Genomic DNA, 24,120 nt, shown 5'->3' with positions numbered 1-24,120 from the left:
AATAACGCGAGTGGCCCTTTATTTCGAGTGCTTTACCGAATCTTAGTTGTTAGCTTCGGTTTCCAGTCCGCGACGCTCTAGCAATGCATCAATGCTTGGCTCTTGGCCTCGCCAATCGATGTATTGCTGCATCGGATCTTTGCTGTTGCCTTTAGAAAGGATGTTGTCGCGGAACGCTTGCCCATTTTCTAATTTCAGGCCGCCATGTTCACGCATGTACTTGAACGCGTCTGCAGCAAATACTTCACTCCATAGGTACGCGTAGTAACCTGCTGAATAGCCGCCAGCAAAAACGTGCTGGAAATACGTTGAGCGGTAACGTGGTGGTACGGCTTTCATATACGCACCACTGTCTTTCAAGGCTTTTTCCTCAAACGCACCCACATCATCAATCACCGTTCCTGGTGCTACCGTGTGGAAGCTTAGGTCAAGCAACGCGGCTTCCATGTACTCTAAAGTGTCGAAGCCTTGGTTAAAGTTTTTCGCTGCCAACAACTTATCGAGTAGTGCTTGCGGGATTTGTTCACCCGTTTTGTAGTGTTTCGCATAACGCGCGATAACCCGAGGATTCAACGCCCAATCTTCCTCGAACGTCGATGGGAACTCGACAAAGTCACGTGGTACATTAGTGCCCGCCAGCGACGGATATTTCACATCCGAGAACAACCCGTGAACCGCGTGTCCCATTTCATGGAACATGGTTTGCACTTCATCAAAGCTCAACAAGGTCGGTTGCCCTTCTGGTGCCTTAACGATATTCAAGTTGTTAATGATTACCGGCTTCTGGTTCAATAGACCGTTTTGAATCCGGAATGAACTCATCCACGCACCACCGCGTTTAGTGTCGCGAGTAAAGTAATCGGCATAAAATAATCCGATTGAACTACCGTCTACATCTTTCACTTCAAATACACGAACGTCAGGTTCGTAAACAGGCAGGTCTTTGCGTTCTTCAAAAGTAATCCCATACAATTCATGCATGGTGAAGAATACGCCATCTTTTAACACGCGTTCAAACTCAAAGTACGGCTTCACTTTATCAGCATCGATTGCGTATTTTTGCTGCCGTACTTTTTCCGCATAATACAACCAATCCCAAGGTTGCACGTCACCCTCAATGCCATCAGCGTTCATCATGGCTTTAATATCAGCCTGTTCTGCTTTGGTATTTTTCACTACCGCTGGCACGATATCTTCGAGCATTTTCTTCGCTGCTTTGGGGTCTTGCGCCATCCGGCTTTCCAAGACATAGTCAGCCCAGTTGTCGTATCCTAACAATTGTGCTTTTTCCGCGCGAAGTTGCACCATTTTCTTGATGATCGGACGAGTGTCTGCCTCAGTGCCGCCATAACCACGGTTTGCTGATGCTTCCCACACTCGTTTGCGCAGCGCGCGGTTTTCCAACTGCGATAAAATTGGATGGCGGGTGGTATTGCTCATCACAATCGCATATTGACCTTCTTTACCGCGCTCCTTAGCCTGATTCGCCAGTGACTTTATTTCGCTATCGCTTAAACCTTTTAACTGATCGACGTCATCAACAAACACCACGCTCTGATCTTTCATTGCCAACAACGCGCTTTGGAAGTCTGTCGTAAGGCTAGAGAGTTTTTCGTTGATATCTCGAATTTTCTGCTGTTGCTCGTCGCTCAGTTTAGCGCCCGCTTGAACAAACTCTTTGTACGTTTCTTCAATTAAGCGGATTGAAACGGGGTCTAGACCCAATGCGTCTTTTTGCTTGTACAACGTCTCAATGCGCGAAAACAGTTTTCTATTCAAATGAATGTTGTCGCTGTGTTTGGCAAATTCAGGCGCCAACTTCTCTTCTAAATCACGAATTTCTTGCGTACTGTCTGCACTGGCAAAATTATCAAACACCGCAGAGACTCGGCTTAGCAGTTGACCTGACTTTTCCATTGCAACGATGGTATTTTCGAATGTGGGTGCTTCGCTATTATTAGCGATTGCAGCGATTTCTTCATTGTGCTGTTTCAACCCTTCACGAAATGCTGGTTCAAAATGTTCAAACTTGATCCGATCAAAGTTTGGTGCGCCATACTGCAATGTTGCTGGCTTAAAGAATGGATTAGCCGTCGCTGCCTGTTGCGACATTTCAGCATTGGCACCGCTTTGCTTGTCGCTAGTTGTGGTGTTGTCGCCACATGCGGCGACGGATAATGCGGCTGCAATACCTGCAGCTACCAGTGTCATTTTCATTATTGTTCTCCCTTACACGCAAGTTGGACACGCTGATTTGCGTGATTCCTTGAATAATGGTGTAAGACACTTTAGCGGCAGACGGACTCAGGCTCAATAGCCATTCACGGCAAAAACTGCGGTACCGAACGTTTCTGAGAGAAATACGGGTTGAAAAATTGCCAATGAATCGTGGGAACTTACTCTGAAAAATGGCGGAGTGGACGGGACTCGAACCCGCGACCCCCGGCGTGACAGGCCGGTATTCTAACCAACTGAACTACCACTCCGCGCAATAGGGGATGCACAGTAACTTGAGGCGAAAATGGCGGAGTGGACGGGACTCGAACCCGCGACCCCCGGCGTGACAGGCCGGTATTCTAACCAACTGAACTACCACTCCGCTGTCGCCTGTTGAGGGCTGTGCCCCTCAACGCGGCGTGAATATTACGAGCGAGGTGATATAGAGTCAACCTTTTTTTTATTAAAAATGATTGTTTGCACAAATTACCGCCGAAACAGCTATTTTTTCACCATTTAAGCTTCGTGAGTTAAGCTTTTTCAGCGTTAGCACGCCGTTTTTTTCGCTTCATCCAGAACATTGCGCCAGCGGCGGCTGCGACAATTAAAACAATGTTAATGACCACAATAATAATCACATTAATCATTGCCTCATACTCGGCTTTTTCCCGTGCAATTCGCTCGCGTTCCAGTCGCGCTTGTTCTTGCCGACGCTTCTCTGCAGCAAGCTCAGCGGCAGATGGAGGTGGTGGCGGTGGTTCTTTTGCAATAAAATCAAAACCTGTAATCTTGGCAGTTATTTCTCGTCCACCAACAGTAGTGGCAAACACGTCAAGATCCATCACGTAGCGGCCGTAGGCTAAATTAGGAATTTCAATAGTTGCAGGGAAATTTTCCACATTCGCCAAAGAGAATGTCTTTTCGCCGCCATTTGGAAACATCACTCTGGCATTAATCGCGACAGACCCTGGTTTAACCACTTGGTCGTTTACAGAAACCTCCACTTTATGCTCGCCTTCAGCCTTTTCCGCGGTTTTCGCTGTGAAGGTCACAGGCAGGGGCTCAACAATGGTAGTGGGGTTTTCAAAATTTCGCTCATACAGCGGCGTGTTGAGTTCAAAAGTTGGAATGTATTCACCGGTTTCGACGTCAATTTCCAGCAATCCAGTAAAATGTCCATCGCCATACACTTCATCATAACCTTTACCGTTATCGAGAAATTGTGCAACCCGGGTCGGCTTCACACCAAAATTAGAATAATCTGGGTTGTTGCTACTAATGAACAGTACGTCAAGGTTGACGATTTGGCGAAACAAAGAGGTATCCACCGGTTTATCGCCATTATACAGCGTGCCCGATACCTTTAACCGTTCATGCTGAAACATCGGATTCGGCAATACCTCGGTCTTAAAAACAATATCCGATACCACCACTATGCGGCTACGCGGATCTAATTGACCAATCACTTGCCAAGGACCAGGCTGCGGCTTTTCGATTTGGATCAGATCGAAATTTTCATCAGTAAACCACGTGACTTTTTCCCTCGGATGCTTGGAGTCATACCACTTGGTACCGTCAGGCAAAATTAGAATCACCGGCTTACTTTTCGGCTGTCGAAAAAATGATAAGGTGATTTTATCCACCTGATTATCGATCCGGAAACGTTGCCCTTTTAGCGGCAATTGGTTGTCATGCGGGCCATTGAGTAGGTCAACACCGGCATAATCACCGTTCTGAGGCGGTTGCTCTTGTTGCCCACTATAAGCGGCAACTGAGGTGCTAAAAAATACCGCCAGCAATACTCCGAAACTTCGCTTCACTGCTGCCACAAGCAGTTGCCCCCTTCCTTTTCTACCAATGCCAAACGCGCCTTGTGCGCCTCTATTTCATCGGCAGTAGCCGGCAATACCTTTAGTGTTGGGGGATTTTGAATACGTTGAATACTATCGCCGGACTGTTGTTGCTGATTCTGGCGGCGCTGATTGGCTAAGTCGAGCTTCACTTGGCCACCCGTCATTGCAAGATAGACATCCGCAAGAATTTCGGCATCCAATAACGCGCCATGGAGTTCCCGCGCAGAGTTGTCTACTGCAAATGCGCGACACAAGGCATCTAAACTGTTGCGTTGTCCAGGACGCATTTCTCGCGCCAACTTCAAGGTGTCCAATATCCCACAAAACTGCTCAACAGGCGGATAATTTTTTCCCAGTAAGGCGAACTCATGGTTCATAAAGCCGACGTCGAACGGGGCATTATGAATAACCAATTCAGCACCGTCGATAAAGGCTTTAAAATCGTCTGCTATCTGCGCAAATACGGGCTTATCTTCCAAAAACTCGTTAGTGATTCCGTGCACAGCGATGGCTTCTTCTTCCACCACCCTTTGCGGATTGATGTAAACATGGAAATGCCGCCCCGTAGGCTTGCGTCCTTCGAGTTCGACGCAACCGATTTCAATAATTCGGTGCCCTTGTTTCGGGTCAATCCCTGTAGTTTCGGTATCAAGTACCACCTGACGCATGATCAATTCCTGTTATACTGGCCGCAACATTAAGGATGCATAGTAGCAATATCTATGGCAGGGAATAAAGCAGTTCAGATCTACACCGACGGTTCATGTCTCGGCAATCCAGGTCCTGGTGGCTATGGCGTGGTCATGCGTTACGGTGAACACAGTAAAGAAATGAGTGCGGGCTATCGCTTAACCACTAACAACCGGATGGAGTTACTTGCCGCGATAGTGGCATTGGAGGCGCTAACGCGGACATGTCAGGTGGATATCACCACCGACAGTCAATACGTAAAAAACGGTATTCAAAGTTGGTTGGCCAATTGGAAGCGCAAAGGCTGGCGTACATCGGCCAAAAAGCCGGTAAAAAATGTCGACCTTTGGCAACGTTTAGACAAAGCCTGCCAACCCCATGAGGTTCGCTGGCACTGGGTCAAAGGCCATTCTGGACATCCTGAAAACGAACGCTGTGATGAGTTGGCACGAAGCGCGGCAGAGTCGCCAAACCTGCTCGAGGACAATGGCTTCGATGCCACATCCACGAGCAGTTAATGTCAGCGCTACCCATTTAGCGGTTTAAAGTGCGCAATAGCAAACCCGACAACCATTGCGACAACAAAGCCCCAGTTGCCTGCCGCACCTAAGTGCAGTGCACTAATAGCAGGGCCTGGGCAGTAGCCAACAATGCCCCAGCCAAGACCGAACAATAACGCCCCAAACACTAACCCCTTGTCCAGTTTGGTGCGTTCGGGCAGGTGGAAGTGCTTATCCAGTAACGGCTTGCGTTGACGTTTGAGCAACGCGTAGCCAATGGCATAAGTCACCAGTGCGCTTGCCATTACCACTAATAATGTCGGATCCCAATGGTCGACAACATCCAAAAAGTTGATGACTTTCACTGGGTCAATCATCTGCGAGATAGCAATACCGGCAGACATCAGTCCGCCACTAATAAACGCCGCAACAATTTGTGCGCCACTTGACTGATTATGCTGTGACATAACTGACCCCTCCAAACAGGCTGGCAATCACGACACCGGCGAGCATAAAGATAATGGTTGCGACCAGCGAACGCATCGACCAGCGGCTGACGCCACAGACTCCATGACCACTGGTACAGCCGCTGCCCCAACGCGTCCCTAAACCAACAAGTAAGCCGGCGACTAAGGTCCAAATAGACAGTTTTGGCACATGCCAAGCCGGCAGCTCTATGTAGGGTGCAATCACTACCGGCGCTATTACCAAACCGGCGACAAAGGCGATACGCCAGCCGCGTCCACCGCGCTGAAATAATGCACCAGCAGTAATTCCTGAAATGCCTGCGATACGGCCATTAAAAAGGTAAAGTACCAATCCACCAAGCCCTATCAGTATGCCGCCGATGGCGGCAGACCATGGAGTAAATTCCGTCATCATCGTTTGCTCTCCTAGCTTTCTTTAACCATAGGCTTATGCGACTGCTCCCAAGCCTGCATTCCACCAGCAACCGAATAAATTTTGTCAAAGCCCATTCGTTGCAAACTTTCAGCGGCAAGCGCTGAACGACCGCCACTACGACAAATCAAATATAACGGCTCAGCAGCAGCTCGCTGCAGAGCATCCTCGTAGCCTGCAACATCTGGGTGTTGATGGACGTTCATTTCTAAAATGCCGCGCGGAATGTTTGCCGCTTCGCGAATATGCCCTTGGGCAAATTCAGCCGGTTCGCGGACATCAATAATCCGTGCGCCTTGGCGCAGTGCCGCTTCTAATTCATCAATCGAAACTTCTTTAACGGCAGCTCGTGCCTCGTCGACTAACGATTTTGCATTTTTCATTATCCACCTCGTAATTGTTGCCAAATGACAAACGCTGCCATGCCCCATAAGAACACGGCAAAAATTCTTCTTAACGTTGCTGCGGGCAAGCGCTGGGCTAACCGTTGCCCAACAAAGCTGCCTAACGCACCAGCAACAATAAGCACTGCCAACGCTGTTAACGGCAGGCGTTGCCAGGTTAAATCAAGTTGTATCCAGTATTGCACAAACCCCACGCTGGCTTGCAAAGTAATGATCACTAGGCTTGCAGACACCGCTTGTACCAGTGAAAGGGTTCCTAGCGTCACCAACGCCGGTACAATTAAAAAGCCGCCACCGACACCAACAAAGCCGGTAACGACCCCGACGCAAAAGCCGCTAGTGAGCAGCAATAAGGTAGCTGGGCGTCGACCACTGTCGGCACGCTGTCGCTTCCACATCGAGAACGCCGCGCTGAACATCAATAATGCAAACACAATCAATTGCCATTGGCTACTCACCAGAGAGCCCATCCAGGCGCCTAAATAGCTACCCAGCATGCTGCTCCCGCCAAACAGTCCCACATGCCGCCAAGGGATGGTTTTGTTCAGTGCCCGAGGGGTGGCATTGATCACGCTTATCGCGCCGACCACTAGCAACGAAGCTGCGATCGCAAGCTTCGCGGGAACTTGCAGACCGTATAGCAACACCGGCAACGTTAAGATAGAGCCACCCGAGCCAAAAAGCCCAAGACTAATGCCAATCACTATTGCACCAAGGAATGCCAACCACATCTCATATAACCTTTTAATATATACTTATAACCGATAATACATCAGTCAAGTTTAGTGGTCAATCGTGCACTCGCTACTTGAAATTTTCTGGTCTTGAGGCGGGTGTTAGGCAGCCATTGCAATGGAACCGTACGCTTTCTCGCAGCAATAAAATAACAACAGCGCAACCAGGGTAAATGTTTGCTCGCCCGCTGAAACACCAGCGACTCCGCGCGCCAATCTCTAACCATCAATGAGCAGCCATAATATTGGCAATCTAGGATTTCGTAGTTCAATACACGCAACCAATCCAATACCCGTTGCTTGCGGTAAAACTGTCCACGCCAAGGATGTGGTGGCTGCTGTGCAATCCGAATGCCACTAAACATGGATAACGCAAACGGATTAAAACCCGCAATGAATAAATAGCCATCGGCGCGAAGTAATTGGGTTGCCTCACGCAGCACTTGATAGGGATCAGCGGAAAAGTTAAGGGTGTGCGCTAAAATTGCGGCATCTAAGCTTTCCAACGCAAATGGCCAAGCGGTGTCACGCGCCCTAACCTGGCCAGGCGCTTGCTCAGCCACCCGCAGTTGCCGTTGAATTGCCGGCCAAGCATTATTCAGTTCGCAACTTAACTCGCCAACCTGAGCCAAGTTTTGGCCATACACACGGTGTTGCCAGGTAGCCAACAACTGGCTTAATTGCTGTCGCAGATATTCACCGTGGGGCATATCCTGCCAGGTGAGCGGGCGAGCATCTTGGCGCTCGGCTACGGTGTATTTTTTTTCCACAACATAATCCTGTTATACTATAGCAATCACCTACAGACTATAGCGTGATAACGCCAGATCTGCATTGGAGGAATGTTATGCGAGTGGTACCCGTACCCGCATTTAACGACAATTACATATGGATAGTACAAGCACCACAAAACTCACAAGTGGTTGTGGTCGATCCCGGTGATCACCAACCGGTGATGGCGTGGTTGCAACAACATCAATGCAGTATCGCTGAAATCTGGATTACCCACCACCATGCTGACCATACTGGTGGTGTAGCTGAACTGGTTGAAGCCTATGACTGCCCGGTTCGTGGCCCAAAGGATGCTTGCCCAGACATTACTCATGTCCAGCAAGACGGCGACCGCTTTGTCAGTGATTTATTTAACGCGCCCGTCCAAGTGCTATCATGTCCGGGTCATACGCTGGACCATATCGCCTATTACTCGGCGCCAAGCCTATTTTGTGGCGATACGTTGTTCTCTGCAGGGTGCGGTCGAATGTTTGAAGGCACCGCTGAGCAATTTGTCACATCTTTACAAAAATTCCGCGAACTCCCTGGCGAAACGCAAGTCTATTGCGCACATGAGTACACACAAGCGAATGTCGCTTTTGCGCAAAAAGTCGAACCCAACAATACGTTCTTGCAACATTTCGCCCAGCGCGTAGAGCAACAACGGCAACAACAACAAACGACCTTGCCATCAACAATGGCAGTGGAGATGACGGTCAATCCGTTCTTACGCTTTGACCAGCCTGCAGTGAAGCAGAGTGCAGAACAACACAGCGGGCGTTCGTTAAGCTCGAACGCCGAAGTATTCGCTGCAATACGGCAGTGGAAAGACAATAATTAAAAAACGTGCAGTCATGCCAAGAAGTTGAGCGAGAGACTTACATGAAAAAAACGCTAACCCTGCTCAGTGCAGCGCTACTTTCTGGATGTCAGACGACACCCGATTGGTTGTCTAACTGGCAAGCGAGTGGCGACGATAGCCAAGCCCAAGAGCAACGCGTCACCAATAACCCTGCTGCGAAAAAGGCCGTTGCAGAAGTCGAACTTATTGAGAGTTACACTCCGCCAAAGGAGCTGTTGCCTAGCGAAGAAGCGGATCTCTGGCAACGTATCAGACGCCAATTACGTTTAACTGTGCCTGATAATCGTCGCGTTGCAGTGCAACGCAATTGGTATCTCGAACACCCTGAGTACCTTGAACGTGTGGCAAATCGCGCACGCCCGTTTTTGTACATGATTGTCGAAGAAATCGAAAAGCGTGACATGCCACTGGAGTTGGCTCTATTGCCAATAGTAGAGAGCGCCTTCGACCCATTTGCCTACTCGCATGGCCGAGCTTCCGGCGTCTGGCAGTTCATTCCTAGCACCGCTCGCCATTACGGTTTAGACATCAATTGGTGGTACGATGGTCGTCGCGATGTCTATGCCGCCACTAATGCGGCACTCGACTACCTCGAGGCACTACACAATTACTTTGACGGCGACTGGTTAAATGCACTCGCCGCATACAATTCCGGCGAGGGCCGAGTCGCTCACGCTATTCGGAAAAACCGTAACGCCCATAAACCGACCAATTTCTGGGCGCTAGATTTACCGCGCGAAACTCGCGCCTATGTGCCGAAGTTATTGGCATTAGCGGATATATTAAAGAATGCCGACAGCTACAACATTACCTGGGCGCCTATCAGCAACCAAGCACAATTGGCGATGGTGGAGCTACCCAGCCAAATTGACCTTGCGAAGGCAGCCGAAATGGCAGACATGAGCTTAGAGGAATTGCAACGCTATAATTCTGGCTACAACCGCTGGGCGACCGCGCCAGAGGGACCTCACCGCTTGTTGCTGCCGCAAGTGAATGCTGCCCAATTTCATTTAGCACTAGCCGATACCTCTCCCGATGATTGGCTAACGTGGACGCGCCACAAAGTGAAGTCGGGCGAAAATTTGTTGTTAATAGCTAAGCACTACAACACCACTCCAGAAGTAATTCAGCAGGCTAACAACATTCGCGGCAGCTTAATCCATGCTGGCGACTATTTACTCATTCCAGTCGCAACACGTGATTTAGACGAATATACTTTGTCAATGAACGAACGCCGTGAACACAAACAAAATATCAAACATGGTGTTTACCGCATCGACTATACTGTGCAACATGGCGATACCTTGTGGGATATTAGCCGCGCTTACAAGGTTAATTTGCGCAGTTTAGCGCGTTGGAATAGTATGGCTCCAACGGACCCACTTCGTCCTGGCCAGAAGCTTGCGATTTGGATGAATGACACCAGCCGCCAAGGCGCCGTCATTCGTAAAGTCACCTACGAAGTTCGCTCTGGTGACTCACTGGCACGCATTGCCCAGCGTTTTAACGTGACCATTGGTCAAATTGAAAAGTGGAACCAAATTACACGGAAGAACTATTTACAGCCGGGGCAACAATTAACCTTGTTAATTGATGTGATGAGCTCAAGCAGCTAAAAGAAGACACATATGAAAGCACTACTGCAATGGGGGTTTGCCCTAATACTGATGACGCTAACCTTTACTGCGCATGCGGACTGGTTAGAGAAAGGAAAAGGTACGGTGACATACCCATCGGGGCGTGTCGATAACATCAACTTTGATTTTGAATATAAGACGGTGTTCGATGAGCACTACTTCCGCGCGGGTCAGTCACAAATTCATGTTGATGAAGTACCGCCAAATTATATTCTCAATATGATCATAAACGATGCCGGCAACATCTACGTTGCCGAGTTTTCTAATGGCTTTCTTCATGGCTTTGATTTCCACCTAGGCAAACATCGGGTATGGGTGAGAAAACTCCCAGAGGATGAGCGTGATGGCGAAATTATGGGCGATTTCTTGGTTAAAATTGATGATAAAGACTATCTCTTCAATACCACTCACCCTACCGTAATTTTTGAGTTTGATGAAAATGGCGTAGCCGATATCAGTGGCTCAGGCTATATCAAAGACCTCGACTTGCACGGCGGCGAAGAATAATTGTATGACTGGGCCCTGTTATCATTACAGGCCCAGTAACGCTCTCATATCGTCCTCAGTTAAAATCTCGACCCCTAAACTTTCCGCTTTACTCAGTTTTGACCCCGCATTCTCACCAGCAATCACGGCACTCGTTTTCGTTGATACACTCCCAGAAACTTTAGCGCCATGTGCCAGCAACGCCTGTTTTGCCTCATCGCGGGTCATACTTTGTAGGGTTCCAGTTAACACGTAGGTTTTACCAGCTAGGTCGTTCGACTGTTGTTCTGCAACGCTCACATCGTCCCACTGTAGGTGTTCGAGTAAGGCATCAACGACATCATTATTATGCGCTTCAGCAAAGAAGTGGACGATGTGCTTTGCCACGACATCGCCAATATCAGGAACCGCCTTTAAGGCGTCCACATCGGCTTTACGAAGTTCAGCAAAATCACCAAAATGCCGTGCTAAATTGCGTGCCGTTGCCTCACCTACCTCGCGGATCCCTAATGCATAGATAAAGCGTGCCAAGCTGGTCTGTTGGCTGGCTTTTATTGCCTTGACCAAGTTCTGTGCAGACTTTTTACCCATCCGCTCTAAGCTGGCAATGTCGATTTCGGTTAATCGATATAAATCGGCGGGGCTCGATAATTGTTCGCGCTCGACTAATTGATCCACAATTTTGTCACCCAGCCCATCAATGTCCATCGCTTTTCTTGAGGCAAAGTGTTTAATCGCCTCCTTACGTTGGGCAGAGCACACTAGGCCGCCACTACAGCGCGCTACGGCTTCGCCCTCGACGCGCTCGACATGGGATTGGCAAATCGGACAAACGCTGGGGAACACAATCGCTTTAGCATCACTTGGGCGGCGAGCTTCAACCACACTAACAACTTGAGGAATAACATCACCCGCGCGGCGAATAATCACTGTATCGCCAATTTTGACGCCCAACCGTTCAATCTCATCGGCGTTATGCAAGGTTGCGTTTGAGACCACCACCCCACCGACGGCCACGGGATCTAATTTCGCCACCGGCGTTATAGCCCCGGTGCGACCAACTTGGAACTCTACGTCACGTAATTGGGTCAGTTCTTCTTGCGCAGGAAATTTGCGCGCGATGGCCCAGCGCGGTGCCCTAGCGACAAAACCGAGATCTTGTTGTAAGGCAATGGCATCCACTTTAAACACCACGCCGTCAATCTCATAGGCAAGTTGCTGCCGCCGTTCTAATAAATCTTCATAGTAGGCTTGGCAATCCTGCGCTTGCTCAACTCGGCGAACTTCATCACAAATTGGTAAGCCCCAGCTAGCTAGGGTCTGTAAACGTTGATAATGGCTATCAGCGAGCGCCTGTTCATCACTCACAGCGCCAAGACTGTATGCGTAAAAGTGCAGCGGACGCTTAGCGGTAATGCGCGAATCCAGTTGGCGTAGACTGCCAGCAGCCGCATTACGTGGGTTAGCAAATACTTTCTCACCACGTTGTTGCGCCCCCTCATTAAAGCGTTTAAAGCCGGCCAGCGGCATGAACACTTCGCCTCGCACTTCAACCCGCTGCGGTGCATCGCCGCGCAACTTTAGCGGAATGTTCTTAATGGTTTTGACATTCTCCGTGATGTCTTCGCCGGTCTGGCCGTCGCCACGCGTTGCAGCCCGCACTAAACGCTGGTTTTCGTACAGCAGGCTGACTGCGGCACCATCCAACTTGGGCTCACAGCAGAACGCTATCGCGGCACTGATATCCAAACGTTCTTCAATGCGTTGAATAAATTGTGCTAGTTCTTCATCACTAAAGGCGTTATCCAAAGACAGCATGGGTAACTCATGCTCAACAGAGGTAAACGCCGTCAGCGGCTGGCCACCGACCTTCTGGGTGGGAGAATCTGCATCTGCCAATTCCGGGTGTTCGGCCTCTAACTGCTGTAACTCGCGAAATAACCGGTCATATTCGGCATCAGGAATGGTTGGCTGATCTGCCTCGTAATATTCACGGTTATATTGGCTTATTTGTGCCGATAACTCTGCGATACGCTGCTTTGGGGTACTCGACATAAGCGACTTCTCACTGCTTAGATTGGCTACGTTTATTGATTAACTGTTGGCGCTCAAATTCACGAATGCGTTGGTGAATATGTTGCACTGATTGGCGCGTTAGCGGATTGCGGTCGCCATCTAACACCTGTCCTTGCGGGATTTCTGCAGCTAATTTCGAGGCTGCGTTATGCATCATATTGAATGCTTGTTGTGGGTCATATTTCACCGGCAAAGTAAGGAATAGCACTACGCCTTCAGTTTCAAAGTTTTCTATGTTGTCTAAATCGAAGGTGCCTGGATTAAACATATTGGCCAAACTGAAAATGACCGGACCGGTTCCTGCTGTCGTTTCATGCCGATGAAAAATGCCCAGCTCACCGAACTTCAGCCCTAACTCGGTCATTAATTGCAGCAATACGGCGCCCTGCACTACGCCTTTTACATGCAGTGCAATCACTTGCTCGGGCTCGGCTACTACTTCATCTGGTTGCGGATTAGGCGCTTCTTCCTGTGTATCAGTCGCGAACAAATCTGCCTTTTCAATTCGTTCAGCAACCTTATCCTGGACGCCAGAATACTGCGCCTCTGAGCGTGTCTGATTAGCAGGGTTCGGCGTTGCCTGTTGCTCAGGCTCTTCATCAATCAGTAAGCTTTGTTGTTGCGGTTGCGCTGCTGGCTTTTCATCTTTCTCAACACGGAGACTCGGCAACTCTTCATCTTCTGCGATCGTATCATCAGCTAACGACATGGAGATCTGCTCACTATCAATACTGTCGGCGGCATCGTCATTCCATTCTACCCGCGGCTCAGCTTTCGATTCAGCTGCTTGCGCCTCATTTTGGTGCTTCGATTTGTTCTGCTGAGTAGCCTGTTTAGCAACATCACTGACTTTTCTGGCCGCCTTTTTTACCACTCGTACTGAACCGATACCGTCTTGATCAAAACCTTGTGAGTCGGTATTTCGAGGGTTGTTGACGCTCTCAGCTTTGTGCTTTTGGCGGTGTTGTTGAGAACGTCGAATACTCCAGAAGCCATGCGCAATGATGGCAATGATCAGTAAAGTCCCAAGAATGGTTAAAGTAAGCTGTAATTGACCCATGTTATCTCTGCCCGTCCTTTTAGGGTTATGCGCTCTCAGTCATCGCCACTGCGGCATCGATATCAACAGCCACTAGCCGTGATACGCCCGCTTCTTGCATTGTTACGCCGGCTAGATGCGACGCCATCTCCATTGCCACCTTGTTGTGGCTGATATAAATAAACTGCACCGTTTCCGACATCTCTTTTACCAATCGACAGAACCGCCCCACGTTGGCATCATCTAACGGTGCGTCAACCTCGTCGAGCAAACAAAATGGCGCGGGATTCAAGCGGAATATTGCAAACACTAATGATAAGGCGGTCAGGGCCTTTTCTCCACCACTGAGCAAGTGGATAGTACTATTTTTCTTGCCCGGTGGTCGCGCCATGATGGTAACACCTGTTTCCAGTAAATCGTCATCGGTCAATTCCAAACTCGCGGAGCCGCCACCGAATACTTTCGGGAATAATTGCTGCAGATCGTTATTGACCGCGTCGTATGTTGCTTTGAACCGCTGTCGCGTTTCCCGGTCGATCTTTTTGATCGCATTTTCTAACGTTTCTAATGCCGCCTGTAAGTCCTCATTCTGCTCATCCAAGTAGGCTTTACGTGTTTGTTGCGCTTCCGCTTCTTCAATCGCCGCCAAATTAATCGCGCCCAAACGCTGGATTTTTTGCTGGATTTGTTCCAAGTCGGCTTGCCAACGATGTTCTTCCGCCTGCTCGGGCATTTCTTCTAACAAGGTTTTCAATGAATGGCGATCATTTTGCAAACTCTCAACAAGCGTTTGCAGGCGTTCGTCAATCGTCGCCATTTCAATCCGCAACGACTCTACCTGACCACGTTGCCGCTCTATTCTTTGGCTCAGACCACTATGACCTTGACTCAGTTCCTGAATCTTCGCTTCAACCTCACTCAGTTGCTCTCGCTGTTCGGTGATTTGCTGCTCCAATTCGGCGCGTTGCGCTAATCCTTGCTCAAGTTTCTCCGCCAGTGCTTCATCATCTTCCGCTTGTGGATCTTGCTGTTGCTGCAGCGCCAACAATTGTTCCGTTACTTGTTGTTCACGTTGCTGTGCTCGTTGCGCCAATTGCTGTGCCTGGCGCGCCTCCGATTGCGCTTGTTGCAATGCCAATTGAGCCGTTTGCAATTGTTGCTGTGCTTGTTGCACTTGGCTGCGGTGTTGTTGCCGCTGTTGTTCCATGTCGTCCGTTTCAACGGGGTGCTGTTGGCATTCTTCATAGGCGAACTGCAAGGTTTCCGCTCGCTCGCTAAGTTGCTCTAGTTGCTCTTGCTGGTTAGCCTTTTGCTGCTGCAACTGTTGCTGCTGTTCTAGCAAACGTTGTTGCTGTAGCTGGTTTTGTTGTTGTTGCTTTTGCAAATAGTGATACTGCGCTTCAACTTCAGCCAATTGTTGCTGTTGTTGCTGCACCGTCGCTTGCCGCTGTTGGTGTTGCTGCTGTATCTGTTGCCGTTGTTGTAATGCTTGCTGGCGTTGTTGTTGTAAGGTATCAATACGCTGTTGCAGTTGCCCTATCGAATGTTGCAATTGCTGCTGACGCGCTTTTAATTGCAATAACCCCTCGCCGCTATCTTGCGCTTGCATTCGATAGCGGTCTCGCCACAACTGTTGACCACTGGGTGTCAGTACACACATCACCTGCGGCTGTTCTGCAAAAATCTGCGCTGCACCGCTGTCGAGTTGCGCCACACAATAAATTTGCTGAAGCCATTGCCAACGCTGCGCTTTACCGCTGACCTTTGCAGCCAAGCTCCATTCTGGTGCCGTTGCGCTAGCATCGGCCCTAATCAGCATCAATCCAGCAACCTCAGCAAACGTTTGCGGCCAATTATCTACCAAGCCTGCATTCAACCAGCCGTGGCATACGCTTTCTAAAGCATTTCGCCATTCCGGTTCAACCGTTAATTCACTTAACAGAGTAGGAATATGTTGTTGTTGCAACCATTGCTGTGCTGCCGAATCATCCCCTTGCCCTTGGGCCAACAGTTGCTCAGTGGCGGCAAGTTGGCCTTGCTGTTGATGCAACTGTTGCGCGGTTTCATCACGTTGTTGAGCGACACTGTCGAGTTGTTGATCAAGCTCTTGCAACTGCTGCTGACATTCAGCGAGCTGCTGTTGCTGTTGTTGATATTGCTGTTGCAGCTGCTGGTAATCCCGTTGCTGTTGTGGGTCTTCTAGTGCCGCATTCTCTTGCTTTAGCTGGCTTAAATGCTCGGCAGTTTGTTGTAGCTGTTGTTCACTATATTGCAACGCTTGGCGAATCTGTTGTTGCTCGTTATCGCAACGATCTTTATCGCGCTGCAACTGATGTAACTGTTGTTGCCATTGCTCGCGCTGCTGCTGTTGTTGCTGCCACCGCAACTCTATCGATTCAAGCGCTTCTTCCGCCGCAGCCAAACGTTCTGCCAGTTGTTCAACCTGCGGCTGGTGCTCTGCAACTTGCTGTTGATGTTGCTCGGCTGCCAACCGATCTTCCTCAGTTTGCTCACGCAATTGTTGTTGTTCTTGCTGCAATTGTTGCAAGCGCTGCTGATACTGTTGGCGCCATTGACGTTGATGTTGTAACTGTTGTTCATGGCGAGTCAGTTGGTTCGACACCGTAAAAAGCTGTTGTTGGAGGTCTTCAATACGCTGTTTAAACGTCTCAGCCTGCTCACGAAATTCCGTGGTTCCCAGCTCACCCTTGCGTTGCTCGGCAATGGCTTGTTCCAGTTGCGCTTGTTGATCGGCTAAATCGGCGCGTAGCCGTTGCGCATGCTCTTGCTGGTGGAGCCAACGTAACGCAGTGAGTTCACCTTGCTTTTGCCGTTGCTCTTGCTTTAGTGCTTTGTAGCGAACCGCCGCAGCGGCTTGGCGTTGCAACTTCTCGAGCTGCTGCCCGAGCTCGTCCCGAACATCGGTTAAACGTTCCAAGTTTTCGCGCGTATGGCGTATCCGATTTTCCGTTTCTTTACGGCGCTCTTTGTATTTTGAAATTCCCGCGGCTTCTTCAATAAACACCCGTAGCTCTTGCGGCTTAGACTCGATCAGTCGCGATATCATGCCTTGTTCAATGATGGCGTAACTGCGCGGACCCAAACCGGTGCCAAGAAACAGATCGGTAATATCTCGGCGCCGACAGCGCTGACTATTAAGGAAGTAATTAGATTGGCCGTCACGGGTAACCTGACGCTTCACTGAGATTTCAGCGTAGTTGGCGTATTCACCCTGTATCCGCCCAAGGCTATTGTCAAAAACTAACTCGACACTCGCCTGTGACACAGGCTTTCGCGCAGTTGAACCATTAAAAATAACGTCTGTCATGGCATCGCCACGAAGGTTCTTTGCCGAACTCTCACCTAGCACCCAGCGTACCGCATCGATCACATTAGACTTGCCGCAGCCATTAGGGCCAACGACACAGGTCATTTGATCAGGAAACGGCACTTTTGTGGCATCCACAAAAGACTTAAAGCCTACAAGTTTAATGTGCTTAAGGCGCATGGTTGGGCATTCGCTAGCGTTATTATTATGGTTTAGAAGCTTGAACTCGACTCTAGCAAACTTTGTTGACCTTTGTAACAATTTAACACGCTTACGACAGCGTTTTTTGTGTTCAAACCGTTATACTTGTCACTTCTTTAGACAGGTCCAAGGATAAGACTATGCAGCCATACAGCCAATCGGGATTTGCTTATATTGGACAAGGCTTTTCGTTGATCTCGCAAAAAGGTCTGAAGCGCTTTGTTATCGTACCCATTATCGTCAACCTGCTGCTCTTTGCCGCCGCTTTCAGCTGGTTTTTCAGCATGGTCGGCGTTTATGTCGATAAACTGATGAACTGGCTGCCAAGTTGGATGGCTTGGTTGGAATGGCTGGTCTGGCCGTTTTTGGTGATTGCCGTGTTAGTGCTGTTTTCGTTTGTGTTCACCGCAATAACGAACATTATCGCCGCGCCGTTCAACGGATTACTGTCAGAAAAAGTCGAACGCCACCTTACCGGTCAAGGCATTGGCGATGACGGCTTGTTGGGTATTATTAAGGACGTCCCCCGCACCGTCGGTCGCGAGTTACAGAAACTCATGTACTATTTACCGCGAGCGATTGGCTTTTTCTTATTGTCATTACTGTTGCCAGTGGTTGGCCAAATTATTTGGTTTTTATGGGTAAGTTGGATGATGGCCATCCAATACTTAGATTATCCATTTGATAACCATAAGTTAGCCTTTAATACCATGCGTTCTGCGCTCAACCAGCAGCGCGGTAGAAGCTTTGGTTTTGGTATTGGCATTGCGTTACTGGCAATTGTACCTATCCTCAACTTTTTCATTATGCCGGTCGCTATTTGTGCCGCCACTGCGCTGTGGGTAGACCACCTTCGAGAACGCTTAATCACGCCATACCGCTAACTTAACAGCGACTTTCGTACTTAGCCGGGCGGCTTTTTCTGATACTCGATTGCGCCCGGCGACTCTCGTCTTGTAACAATGCCGTTTTTACACTGAAGGTTCCACTCTCACCGGAGCCTGTTATGCCCCAGACTCAGCATCAACAACACCCCCAACAATTGGCGGTGGGTTATTACTTCGTCCAACCGCAACACCAATTGCTGCTGATGAGCCACAGCGCACAACAATTGCACGCCCTAGATACGACCCAACGCACCGTTACTCCGCAGCAATGGTTAGCTTGTTATTGCCGCGCCGATCAACAGAAGTTATTGCTGGCCATGCAGGTTGTTGCTAGCCTGCCGCAAGGGCAAGCGATTCAATGCTTATTAAAACTGGGGAGCCCGTCGAAAGGCGATTTAGGAATGCACTTACAGCACCAATTATGGCGCTACGACCTGAATGGTATAGCGATGATTATTGGTGCTGTGAGCCCATGTTATTACTCGTCGCTATCGTCTTGATCAAGCAACTGTTGGCTAATTCGCTTGGACGACTGCACGCCCATTTCGCGGAATTTTTCGACCCGCGACACCAAATTCCCACGGCCGCTAGAAAGTTTTTTCATCGCATCTTGGTAGCGACCGTCTAGGGTTTTTAGGCTTGCCCCCAACTTCTCCATGTCATCGATAAAACCCACAAACTTGTCGTAAAGTTTAGCCGCGTCATTGGCAATCTTTTGCGCATTTTGGTTCTGATGCTCGTATTGCCAGATGTTGTGCACGGTGCGCAGAGCCACTAATAAATTTGTTGGGCTGACCAACATGATGTGGTGTTCCAAGGCCAACTTAATGAGCTCAGGATCGCGGTCTACCGCTAACAGGAATGCCGGCTCGATAGGAATAAACATCAATACATAATCGAGGGTTTTCACGCCTTCTAGCTGTTGATAGTTTTTGCTGCCCAATTGCTTGATGTGCTGGCGAATTGACTGCACATGCTCGCTTAAGGCTTTTTCCTTATCAGCATCCGCTTCGGCATTAAAATAACGCTCATAGGCAGTAAGACTGACTTTCGAATCGATGACCACATCCTTGTCGTTTGGAAGGTGAACGATCACATCAGGCTTAAAGCTCTTGCCATCTTCATTACGGTGGTGGCTTTGCGTGTCGTATTCATGCCCTTCTCGTAGTCCCGATTGCTCAAGAATACGCTCAAGTACCACTTCCCCCCAGTTGCCCTGTTGTTTACTGTCACCTTTTAGGGCTTTGGTTAACGCATCGGCCTCGGCCGCCATTTTGTGGTTTAGCTCTTTCAATGTCAGCAATTCATTTTTCAGTGCCGAACGCTCTTTAGTTTCGTCGGTATATTGTTGCTGAACTTGCTGTTTAAACGCTTCAATTTGTTGCCGGAACGGCTCCAAGGTCGACTTCAACGTTTGCTGTTGATAGTCGTTCATCCCTTTCGATTTGGCTTCAAAAATTTTATTGGCGAGGTTTTCAAACTGTTGCTGCAAACGCGCCTCAGCGTCTTGTTGAAAACCTAACTTTTCGTTGGCGTTATGTAGCTGTTCGCGTAAGCGCGCCACCGTCGCTTGCTCACTCGCTTGCAACTCACTGTAGCGCTCGCGCCATTGCTCAACCTGTTGTAACGCCTGCTGTTCGTCTGCTTGCGCTTGCTGCAACTGCTGCTGTAAGAGCTCTGCTCGCAGCACACTGTCGCGGAGTTGTTCGATTTGCTGTTGTGCTTGCAGCCATTCATTGCGCTTGCGGGCGCCATAGGCAATGCCTAATAGCGCCAGCAATAACGGGGCTAACAGTGCAATCCATTGCAATAGCGGCGTCATTTGCATTATTTCTGTCCTGCTAATGAACGATCTAAATCAGCAATTTTTGCTTTCCAAATCGCTGGCCCTTGGCTATGCGCGTTCTGCCCGTCGCTATCCACAGCCACGGTCACTGGCATGTCTTCCACTTCAAACTCATAAATGGCTTCCATCCCAAGGTCTTCGAACGCCACAACGCGTGCTTTTTTGATCGCTTTAGATACCAGATAAGCGGCACCACCCACGGCCATTAGGTAAACCGCTTTATGTTGGCGAATGCTCTCTACGGTTTCTGGACCGCGTTCTGCTTTACCGATCATTCCGGTAATGCCGGCTTTTTCCAACATCATGTCAGTGAACTTGTCCATCCGGGTTGAAGTTGTTGGGCCAGCCGGACCAACGACTTCATCGCCCACCGGGTCCACGGGCCCGACGTAGTAAATAAAGCGGTTATTAAAGTCTACCGGAAGCTCTTCACCACGCTCGAGCATCTCTTTAATGCGCTTATGCGCGGCATCTCGACCGGTCAGCAACTTACCCGAAAGCAGCACGGTTTCGCCCATTTTCCAATCTTGCACATCGGCTTTGGTGACTTCATCTAAATTCACCCGACGGGCATCATCACCCAACTCGAACGTGACTTGTGGCCAATCTTCCAGCTTTGGTGGGGTTAATTGCGCCGGACCACTGCCATCCAGGGTGAAGTGCGCATGACGTGTCGCCGCACAGTTTGGAATCAAGGTTACCGGTTTCGACGCCGCATGCGTCGGCAGCGATTTAATTTTCACATCCAGCACGGTGGTCAAGCCGCCAAGCCCTTGTGCCCCAATACCTAACGCGTTAACCCGCTCAAAAATTTCTAGCCGTAATGCTTCTTCGGCATTCTGCGGTCCACGCTCAATGAGTTCGTGAATGTCGACCGACTCCATCAACGATTCTTTTGCCAACACCGCGGATTTTTCAGCGGTACCGCCAATACCAATACCTAACATTCCCGGCGGACACCAGCCAGCGCCGAGTTTCGGCATCGTTTCGACCACCCAATCAGCAATAGAGTCGCTTGGGTTCAGCATTACCATCTTTGACTTGTTCTCTGAACCACCGCCTTTCGCCGCAATCATCACTTCGATTTTGTCGCCAGCGATCATATCTAAGTGCACCACTGCCGGTGCATTATCTTTGGTATTTTTTCGTGCTCCCGCGGGGTCGGCTACGATTGAAGCCCGCAACGGATTGTCAGCGTTGGTGTAGGCACGGCGTGTACCTTCATCCACCATCTGCTGCACGGTCATGTCGGTTTTGTCCCATTGCACGTCCATTCCCACTTTTACAAAGCAGGTAACAATCCCGGTATCTTGGCACAGTGGACGGTGTCCCTGCGCTGACATACGACTATTGGTCAGCACCTGAGCAATGGCATTTTTAGCCGCATCACTTTGTTCTTTTTCGTAGGCTTTTTCTAGCGCTTGGATAAAGTCCAACGGATGGTAATAAGAAATGTACTGCAAGGCATCAGCGATGCTTTCAATAAAATCAGCTTGGCGAATAACGCTCATGACTACCTCTGAATGGTCATAAATAGGGCAACAAAAAGATGCCTTATGATAGCGTTTTCGACTGTCCCTGACCAGTTCGCAAAGCTATGGTATTCTGTCGCTGAGAATAATCAGTTAGTAGGAGAACCTTGCGTGTCCAAGCGCCCTCATTTGCTTGCGCAAAAATTAACGTTGGATGCTAGCCCGGAGCAATTATTCCAACGCTGTGAACACCAACCGTATGCATTGTTCTTGGATTCAGCGAGCGACCAGCACCCGAACAGCCGCTATTCGATGATCCTCACCCAGCCTTGGTGGGTGCTCGAATGCCGCGCAGAAAAGTTAACCTTGCACGCTGATCAGAACGAATTAACCGAGGCCGTGCCGACCACCACTAAAGCCAGCGAGGCATTTGCTTTGGCGCAGCAGTTGATTGAGCTAAGCGGAGACTACCAAGGCCCTGAGGAGCTGCCTTTTCAAGGTGGCGCGGCGGGTATTATTGGCTATGACTACGGACGCCAGTTAGAAGTCTTACCGGCACATATTAGCGAACGTTACCAGACGCCTGACTTAGTGCTTTGCGGTTATCGCCAAGCATTGCTCTATGACAATCAGCAACATCAATACTGGCTGTTGGCGCCCGCCGAACAATGGCAACAGCAAGCACAACAGTGGCAACAATCGCCACAACCTGCTTCACAAAAGTTCCAAGTGACCAGTGCCTGGCAAAGTAACCTCAGTAAGACACAGTATTTACAGCGCTTTCAACGGGTCCAAGAATACTTGCACGCTGGTGATTGTTACCAAATTAATTTGGCGCAGCGGTTTAGCGCGCAATATCAAGGCAGCGAATGGCTCGCTTACCGCAATCTGCGAGAGCACAATAAAGCACCGTTTTCGGCATTTTTTCGGTTACCACAAAGCGCGGTGTTAAGTATCTCTCCTGAGCGCTTTCTCGCCGCAACGGCTGCCGGAGAAGTGCAAACCAAACCGATAAAAGGCACTCGTCCACGCTACCCTGATCCACAGCAAGATAATGCAGCAAAGGCCGAACTAGCGGCCTCGCCTAAGGACCGTGCGGAAAACTTGATGATTGTTGATTTACTGCGCAACGACTTGAGTAAGGTGTGTCTGCCACATTCAGTGAAAGTCCCTGAACTCTTTGCCATAGAAAGCTTCCCTTCAGTGCACCATCTGGTTACCACGGTGACCGGGACACTTGCCCGCCGAGAAGATGCCTTACCGCTTTTTGCCGGTGCTTTCCCAGGCGGCTCAATTACCGGCGCGCCAAAAATTCGCGCGATGCAAATTATTGAAGAGCTCGAACCGCATCGGCGCAATATCTATTGCGGCAGCGTGGCGTATTTTTCCCAGCATGGGCAAATGGATAGCAGTATCACAATTCGCACATTGTTAGCCGAACAGGGCACGCTTTATTGCTGGGCCGGTGGTGGTCTGGTCGCAGATTCTATCGGCGAGGATGAATACCAAGAGACCTTTGATAAGGTCAGTCGCATCTTGCCAAGGTTGAACCCCGAACATGGATAAAGCCACTTTTCTGCGACGTTTTTTGCTTCACAAAGCACCGGCGGTGCAGCGCCCGGTAGATACTAAGTTAGCGCAGCGGTTACGCCCTGCGGCGGTACTTATTCCCATTGTCGAACGCCGCGATGGTCTGTATTTGGTGCTCACCAAGCGCTCACGTCATTTGCGCAACCATGCAGGGCAAATCAGCTTTCCAGGGGGGCGTTATGACAGCACCGATAAAAACTTGCTGAATACTGCCCTGCGTGAAACCGAAGAAGAAATTGGCCTACCCAGAGAGCAGATAGAAGTTATTGGCCAATTACAAGATTACCCGGTGCTGAGCCACTTCCGTATTCGCCCTTTTGTGGCGTTTATTAATCCGCAGCAACCCTTTGTCGCAGAGCCAAGCGAAGTCGCCGAAATTTTTGAAGTGTCACTGCAGGAGGTGTTGCGGCAACATAATCATTACGCCTACCGGCTGCAAAAATTTATTTACGACCGCGTCTATTTTATTCCGTACCAACAGCGTAATATTTGGGGCGCAACGGCCGGTATTATTCGAGAGCTCGCTGATCACATCAGTCCAGAACACCAACGTCGAAATAATTGGTTGAATTGAGCCTCAGCGATGAGATCGGACTTGCCAGCCCCCATGACTAGTATGAGACAATA

Annotated in this window: 21 protein-coding genes and 2 tRNA genes; 8 read left to right on the top strand and 15 right to left on the bottom strand. The window is 49.5% G+C overall.

Translation table 11 applies throughout. From position 1 onward, the window contains the following. Positions 1 to 42: 42 nt before the first annotated feature. The 5 genes from CWI84_RS10130 to dnaQ form a co-directional block, all read right to left on the bottom strand. Entirely contained in the window at positions 43 to 2,217 is a 2,175-nt protein-coding gene (locus CWI84_RS10130) for a M3 family metallopeptidase (RefSeq protein ID WP_126842471.1), read from the bottom strand. A gap of 192 nt (positions 2,218 to 2,409) precedes the next feature. Next, positions 2,410 to 2,486: transfer RNA gene (locus CWI84_RS10125), tRNA-Asp, on the bottom strand. Positions 2,487 to 2,522: 36 nt separating this feature from the next. Then, a tRNA-Asp gene (locus CWI84_RS10120) sits at positions 2,523 to 2,599 on the bottom strand. A gap of 148 nt (positions 2,600 to 2,747) precedes the next feature. Beyond that, positions 2,748 to 4,046 (bottom strand): TIGR03503 family protein, encoded by a 1,299-nt coding sequence (locus CWI84_RS10115; RefSeq protein WP_241968773.1) that lies wholly within the window; start codon positions 4,044 to 4,046, stop codon positions 2,748 to 2,750. Continuing rightward, positions 4,034 to 4,744: a DNA polymerase III subunit epsilon gene (gene dnaQ, locus CWI84_RS10110; protein WP_198674510.1), complete on the bottom strand. Its 711-nt coding sequence runs from the start codon at positions 4,742 to 4,744 to the stop codon at positions 4,034 to 4,036. The genes CWI84_RS10115 and dnaQ overlap by 13 nt, the downstream gene beginning before the upstream one ends. 48 nt (positions 4,745 to 4,792) lie before the next feature. On the opposite strand from dnaQ, the gene rnhA reads away from it, so the two are divergent. Then, complete coding sequence (gene rnhA, locus CWI84_RS10105) at positions 4,793 to 5,278, top strand: ribonuclease HI (RefSeq protein ID WP_126842469.1); 486 nt, start codon at positions 4,793 to 4,795, stop codon at positions 5,276 to 5,278. 8 nt (positions 5,279 to 5,286) lie between these two features. On the opposite strand, the gene CWI84_RS10100 is transcribed toward rnhA, so the two are convergent. The 5 genes from CWI84_RS10100 to CWI84_RS10080 are packed head-to-tail and all read right to left on the bottom strand — an operon-like array spanning position 5,287 to position 8,068. Then, complete coding sequence (locus tag CWI84_RS10100; protein ID WP_126842468.1) at positions 5,287 to 5,727, bottom strand: DUF6691 family protein; 441 nt, start codon at positions 5,725 to 5,727, stop codon at positions 5,287 to 5,289. Then, positions 5,714 to 6,142 carry a YeeE/YedE family protein gene (locus tag CWI84_RS10095; RefSeq protein WP_241968772.1) on the bottom strand — a complete coding sequence of 143 codons (429 nt, stop codon included), beginning with the start codon at positions 6,140 to 6,142 and terminating at the stop codon, positions 5,714 to 5,716. Before CWI84_RS10095 ends, CWI84_RS10100 begins: the two co-directional genes overlap by 14 nt. Positions 6,143 to 6,153: 11 nt before the next feature. Further along, positions 6,154 to 6,543 (bottom strand): rhodanese-like domain-containing protein, encoded by a 390-nt coding sequence (locus CWI84_RS10090; RefSeq protein ID WP_126842467.1) that lies wholly within the window; start codon positions 6,541 to 6,543, stop codon positions 6,154 to 6,156. Beyond that, the gene (locus CWI84_RS10085; protein ID WP_126842466.1) at positions 6,543 to 7,295 is read right to left on the bottom strand and encodes a sulfite exporter TauE/SafE family protein; all 753 of its coding nucleotides are present in this window, start codon (positions 7,293 to 7,295) and stop codon (positions 6,543 to 6,545) included. The genes CWI84_RS10090 and CWI84_RS10085 overlap by 1 nt, the downstream gene beginning before the upstream one ends. 41 nt (positions 7,296 to 7,336) lie before the next feature. Beyond that, complete coding sequence (locus CWI84_RS10080; RefSeq protein ID WP_126842465.1) at positions 7,337 to 8,068, bottom strand: class I SAM-dependent methyltransferase; 732 nt, start codon at positions 8,066 to 8,068, stop codon at positions 7,337 to 7,339. A 77-nt stretch (positions 8,069 to 8,145) separates the two neighbouring features. Between CWI84_RS10080 and gloB the strand changes: the two genes are divergently transcribed. Genes gloB through CWI84_RS10065 form a run of 3 tightly spaced genes read left to right on the top strand, consistent with a single transcriptional unit; the run spans position 8,146 to position 11,075 of the window. Beyond that, positions 8,146 to 8,910, top strand: a complete 765-nt coding sequence (gene gloB, locus CWI84_RS10075) for a hydroxyacylglutathione hydrolase (RefSeq protein WP_126842464.1) — start codon at positions 8,146 to 8,148, stop codon at positions 8,908 to 8,910. Positions 8,911 to 8,951: 41 nt separating this feature from the next. Then, positions 8,952 to 10,547, top strand: a complete 1,596-nt coding sequence (locus CWI84_RS10070) for a LysM peptidoglycan-binding domain-containing protein (protein WP_126842463.1) — start codon at positions 8,952 to 8,954, stop codon at positions 10,545 to 10,547. 12 nt (positions 10,548 to 10,559) lie between these two features. Continuing rightward, on the top strand, positions 10,560 to 11,075 hold the full coding sequence (locus tag CWI84_RS10065) for a hypothetical protein (RefSeq protein ID WP_241968771.1): 516 nt from the start codon (positions 10,560 to 10,562) through the stop codon (positions 11,073 to 11,075). A gap of 24 nt (positions 11,076 to 11,099) precedes the next feature. Here the strand turns inward: CWI84_RS10065 and ligA are convergent, their stop codons facing one another. Genes ligA through smc form a run of 3 tightly spaced genes read right to left on the bottom strand, consistent with a single transcriptional unit; the run spans position 11,100 to position 17,677 of the window. Further along, positions 11,100 to 13,109, bottom strand: coding sequence for an NAD-dependent DNA ligase LigA (gene ligA / locus CWI84_RS10060; RefSeq protein WP_126842462.1), 2,010 nt, complete (start codon positions 13,107 to 13,109; stop codon positions 11,100 to 11,102). Positions 13,110 to 13,119: 10 nt separating this feature from the next. After that, a complete protein-coding gene (gene zipA / locus CWI84_RS10055; RefSeq protein ID WP_126842461.1) occupies positions 13,120 to 14,190 on the bottom strand; it encodes a cell division protein ZipA in 1,071 nt (356 codons plus the stop codon). A gap of 25 nt (positions 14,191 to 14,215) precedes the next feature. Continuing rightward, complete coding sequence (gene smc / locus CWI84_RS10050; protein WP_126842460.1) at positions 14,216 to 17,677, bottom strand: chromosome segregation protein SMC; 3,462 nt, start codon at positions 17,675 to 17,677, stop codon at positions 14,216 to 14,218. Between the two features lie 161 nt (positions 17,678 to 17,838). Here smc and cysZ point away from each other — a divergent pair, with 161 nt between their 5' ends. Further along, positions 17,839 to 18,582: a sulfate transporter CysZ gene (cysZ, locus tag CWI84_RS10045; RefSeq protein WP_126842459.1), complete on the top strand. Its 744-nt coding sequence runs from the start codon at positions 17,839 to 17,841 to the stop codon at positions 18,580 to 18,582. Positions 18,583 to 18,704: 122 nt separating this feature from the next. Next, a complete protein-coding gene (locus tag CWI84_RS10040; protein ID WP_126842458.1) occupies positions 18,705 to 19,085 on the top strand; it encodes a hypothetical protein in 381 nt (126 codons plus the stop codon). On the opposite strand, the gene CWI84_RS10035 is transcribed toward CWI84_RS10040, so the two are convergent. Together CWI84_RS10035 and CWI84_RS10030 are read right to left on the bottom strand one after the other, a co-directional pair. Beyond that, complete coding sequence (locus CWI84_RS10035) at positions 19,064 to 20,413, bottom strand: DNA recombination protein RmuC (protein WP_420843727.1); 1,350 nt, start codon at positions 20,411 to 20,413, stop codon at positions 19,064 to 19,066. The genes CWI84_RS10040 and CWI84_RS10035 overlap by 22 nt on opposite strands. Then, positions 20,413 to 21,942: a fumarate hydratase gene (locus tag CWI84_RS10030; protein WP_126842457.1), complete on the bottom strand. Its 1,530-nt coding sequence runs from the start codon at positions 21,940 to 21,942 to the stop codon at positions 20,413 to 20,415. Before CWI84_RS10030 ends, CWI84_RS10035 begins: the two co-directional genes overlap by 1 nt. Positions 21,943 to 22,074: 132 nt before the next feature. Between CWI84_RS10030 and pabB the strand changes: the two genes are divergently transcribed. Further along, positions 22,075 to 23,469: an aminodeoxychorismate synthase component I gene (gene pabB / locus CWI84_RS10025; protein ID WP_126842456.1), complete on the top strand. Its 1,395-nt coding sequence runs from the start codon at positions 22,075 to 22,077 to the stop codon at positions 23,467 to 23,469. After that, positions 23,462 to 24,067: a CoA pyrophosphatase gene (locus tag CWI84_RS10020; protein WP_126842455.1), complete on the top strand. Its 606-nt coding sequence runs from the start codon at positions 23,462 to 23,464 to the stop codon at positions 24,065 to 24,067. Before pabB ends, CWI84_RS10020 begins: the two co-directional genes overlap by 8 nt. Positions 24,068 to 24,120 lie beyond the last annotated feature (53 nt).

The organism is Idiomarina tyrosinivorans (assembly GCF_003987475.1).
In the GTDB taxonomy this organism is placed as follows: domain Bacteria; phylum Pseudomonadota; class Gammaproteobacteria; order Enterobacterales; family Alteromonadaceae; genus Idiomarina; species Idiomarina tyrosinivorans.
Note: the sequence above shows the minus strand (reverse complement) of the source record. Positions and strands in the feature narration are given on the sequence as shown.

Bases quoted from the DNA above. Each gene is read 5' to 3' on its own strand.
- CWI84_RS10130 (WP_126842471.1), bottom strand. From the start codon at position 2,217: ATGAAAATGACACTGGTAGCTGCAGGTATTGCAGCCGCATTATCCGTC.
- rnhA (WP_126842469.1), top strand. From the start codon at position 4,793: ATGGCAGGGAATAAAGCAGTTCAGATCTACACCGACGGTTCATGTCTC.
- CWI84_RS10100 (WP_126842468.1), bottom strand. From the start codon at position 5,727: ATGTCACAGCATAATCAGTCAAGTGGCGCACAAATTGTTGCGGCGTTT.
- CWI84_RS10095 (WP_241968772.1), bottom strand. From the start codon at position 6,142: ATGATGACGGAATTTACTCCATGGTCTGCCGCCATCGGCGGCATACTG.
- CWI84_RS10090 (WP_126842467.1), bottom strand. From the start codon at position 6,543: ATGAAAAATGCAAAATCGTTAGTCGACGAGGCACGAGCTGCCGTTAAA.
- CWI84_RS10085 (WP_126842466.1), bottom strand. From the start codon at position 7,295: ATGTGGTTGGCATTCCTTGGTGCAATAGTGATTGGCATTAGTCTTGGG.
- gloB (WP_126842464.1), top strand. From the start codon at position 8,146: ATGCGAGTGGTACCCGTACCCGCATTTAACGACAATTACATATGGATA.
- CWI84_RS10070 (WP_126842463.1), top strand. From the start codon at position 8,952: ATGAAAAAAACGCTAACCCTGCTCAGTGCAGCGCTACTTTCTGGATGT.
- CWI84_RS10065 (WP_241968771.1), top strand. From the start codon at position 10,560: ATGAAAGCACTACTGCAATGGGGGTTTGCCCTAATACTGATGACGCTA.
- ligA (WP_126842462.1), bottom strand. From the start codon at position 13,109: ATGTCGAGTACCCCAAAGCAGCGTATCGCAGAGTTATCGGCACAAATA.
- zipA (WP_126842461.1), bottom strand. From the start codon at position 14,190: ATGGGTCAATTACAGCTTACTTTAACCATTCTTGGGACTTTACTGATC.
- smc (WP_126842460.1), bottom strand. From the start codon at position 17,677: ATGCGCCTTAAGCACATTAAACTTGTAGGCTTTAAGTCTTTTGTGGAT.
- cysZ (WP_126842459.1), top strand. From the start codon at position 17,839: ATGCAGCCATACAGCCAATCGGGATTTGCTTATATTGGACAAGGCTTT.
- CWI84_RS10040 (WP_126842458.1), top strand. From the start codon at position 18,705: ATGCCCCAGACTCAGCATCAACAACACCCCCAACAATTGGCGGTGGGT.
- CWI84_RS10035 (WP_420843727.1), bottom strand. From the start codon at position 20,413: ATGCAAATGACGCCGCTATTGCAATGGATTGCACTGTTAGCCCCGTTA.
- CWI84_RS10030 (WP_126842457.1), bottom strand. From the start codon at position 21,942: ATGAGCGTTATTCGCCAAGCTGATTTTATTGAAAGCATCGCTGATGCC.
- CWI84_RS10020 (WP_126842455.1), top strand. From the start codon at position 23,462: ATGGATAAAGCCACTTTTCTGCGACGTTTTTTGCTTCACAAAGCACCG.